Source organism: Synechococcus sp. H70.1, from assembly GCF_047502705.1.
Taxonomy (GTDB): Bacteria; Cyanobacteriota; Cyanobacteriia; order Thermostichales; family Thermostichaceae; genus Thermostichus.
This window is the reverse complement of sequence record NZ_JANSIV010000038.1, coordinates 13,132-15,578: the sequence shown is the minus strand read 5'-3', so window position 1 is coordinate 15,578 and position 2,447 is coordinate 13,132. Positions and strand designations below refer to the sequence as shown.

Sequence of the window (2,447 nt, the reverse complement as noted above, 5' to 3'; positions counted from 1 at the left end):
CCTCTCTTTTAGAGAACAACCAAGGATAGTAGCAGGCCAGCTTTACTGAGCTGAGGAGGGTGTAGAAGCTCCCTGAATTTCTTCCCGGAGCATTTTCGCTGCTGCCACCATGTTTTTCAAAGCAGGGATAACCTCCTCCCAGCGGCGAGTCTTCAGTCCACAGTCAGGATTTACCCAAATCTGCTGCAGCGGCAGAAGCTCTATAGCCTTTTTCAGCTGTTGAACTATCTGCTCTACAGTGGGTACCACGGGGCTGTGAACGTCATACACTCCATTTCCCACTTGATGCCGGTAGCCTGCCTCGGCAATTTGCCGGAGGGTTTCGTTGTTACTGCGGCTATTTTCAATGGAAAGCACATCCGCATCCAAGCGCTGAATGTGGGGCATGATGTCGCCAAACTCTGAGTAACACATGTGAGTATGAATTTGGGTTTCAGGCCTGGCAACACCTGCAGCTAGGCGAAAAGCATCCACTGCCCAAGAGAGGTATTCATCCCAACGCTCTCGCTTTAAGGGCAATCCCTCCCGCAGTGCCGGTTCATCAATTTGCACTATCCTAGCGCCCGCAGCCTCTAGGTCGGCCACCTCATCCCGCAGCGCCAAAGCAATCTGGATTGCCTGATCCCGTCTGGGGAGATCATCGCGTGCAAAAGACCAGTTCAATAGGGTTACGGGCCCTGTTAACATTCCTTTGACAATCTTCGAGGTAAGGGATTGAGCCACGCGAAACTCTCGCACAGTCATGGGCTGACGGCGCGCCACGTCACCATAGATAATGGGTGGACGCACGCAGCGGCTACCATAGCTCTGCACCCAGCCGTGTTCTGTGAAGGCAAAGCCTTCCAGCTGTTGTGCAAAAAACTCCACCATATCGGTGCGTTCAAATTCCCCATGCACCAAAACGTCTAGCCCCGCTTCCTCCTGCCAACGGATACAGCGAGCAATTTCCGCATCAATGGCTGCTTCGTACTCCGCCTGAGTAATCTCACCCCGTTTGCGCTTGACCCGCAGTTGACGTATCTCAGCAGTTTGGGGAAAGGAGCCAATAGTGGTGGTAGGCAAAAGGGGCAGTTGAGGTTGCAGAGGGCGGCGTTGGTCGTAAGGCAGCGCCCGTTCCAGACTTTGGGCGGTTACCTGACGAACTCGCTCCCGAACAGTTGGATTTTGGGGACTAAACTCAGCAAATTCCCGCCACTGCGCCTCGATAGTGGCCAGTTGCTCCTGGGCTGCTGAACCTCCCTGGGCCAAAAGGACAACTTCCTCTAACTTCTGTTCTGCAAAACTCAGCACTTGGAGCAGGGGAGTGGGCAAGTGGGTTTCTCGTCGGGCATCATAGGGTACAAATTGCAAGGATGCAGAGGGCTGAATTCGCAAATTGGTAGTAACCTTTTGAATGTTCTCTAGGATAGAAAGCACACGTTGGGGGCGAATTTTCCAAATATTGCGACCATCTACCAACCCCACCTCCAGTTGCTTATTACTAGGAAACCCATAGGTTTGCAGAAGTTCTAAGTTATTCCCCCGCGTAAAATCCAGGCCAATGCCTGCTACCGGCAATTCCACGACCCAAGGATAGGTTTTTCCCAAGTCGTCAAAATAGGTCACCAAATGAATCGGAATTCCTATAGTGGTCAGTTGAGTGTACGTGGTTGTAACTGCTTCTTGCAGGGCTTCTGCTTGGGTTGTAACCAGAATTGGTTCGTGGAACTGCACTTCAGTAATGCCACCTGCAGCCAGTTGCCTTAGCAATTCAGCATACAGGGGCAGCAAGCGCTGCAAATGTTCTTGCAAGCTCCCCTTAAGGCGACTGAGGCAAAGTAAGGTGACGGGGCTAAGAATGATGGGAACAGCTCTCTGTCCTAGGATGCTTTGCGCTTGGTTGACTACTGCTAGGAAGCTGGAAAAATTGGCTTCGGGTTGGGTATCCTCATCAATTTCTGGCACTAGGTAATGGTAGTTAGTATCAAACCACTTGGTCATTTCTAGAGCCGGGATACCCTCTTTCCCTCGGGCCATTGCAAAGTATTGATCAAGCCCCGACAAGTGACGAAATCGCTTGGGGATCAATCCCAAAAATACACTCCAGTCCAGAACTAGGTCATAGAGGGAAGTGTCCCCAATACCAATGTAATCAATACCTGCATCTTTCTGTGTCTGCCAATTGTCTAGCATCACCTGTTGCAGGGTTTTCTGGATACTCGTTGCATCAGATTTCTGACTCCAAAAGGACTCAAGTGCCTTTTTCAGTTCACGATTTTTCCCAATTCGAGGGTAACCTAGAGTTGCTGTGGAAAAGGCCATAGCTCCACCATCACAGACGGTTTCCGAGGCAGTGGCTAATTATTCTAGAGCTCACCGAGCAAGCCTGCCTATGCGCCAGGGGGGGATGCGGCCAGCTCCTCAACTTTTCAAGTCAACTTCCGGATGTAGAAGGCTGAGAAGGTTGG

Annotated in this window: 1 protein-coding gene; it reads right to left on the bottom strand. The window is 51.2% G+C overall.

Features of this window, described 5'->3' with window-relative positions; genetic code table 11:
- Positions 1-42: 42 nt before the first annotated feature.
- Positions 43-2,301 carry a 5-methyltetrahydropteroyltriglutamate--homocysteine S-methyltransferase gene (gene metE, locus NW827_RS02815; protein WP_414503313.1) on the bottom strand — a complete coding sequence of 753 codons (2,259 nt, stop codon included), beginning with the start codon at positions 2,299-2,301 and terminating at the stop codon, positions 43-45.
- Between the last annotated feature and the right edge of the window lie 146 nt (positions 2,302-2,447).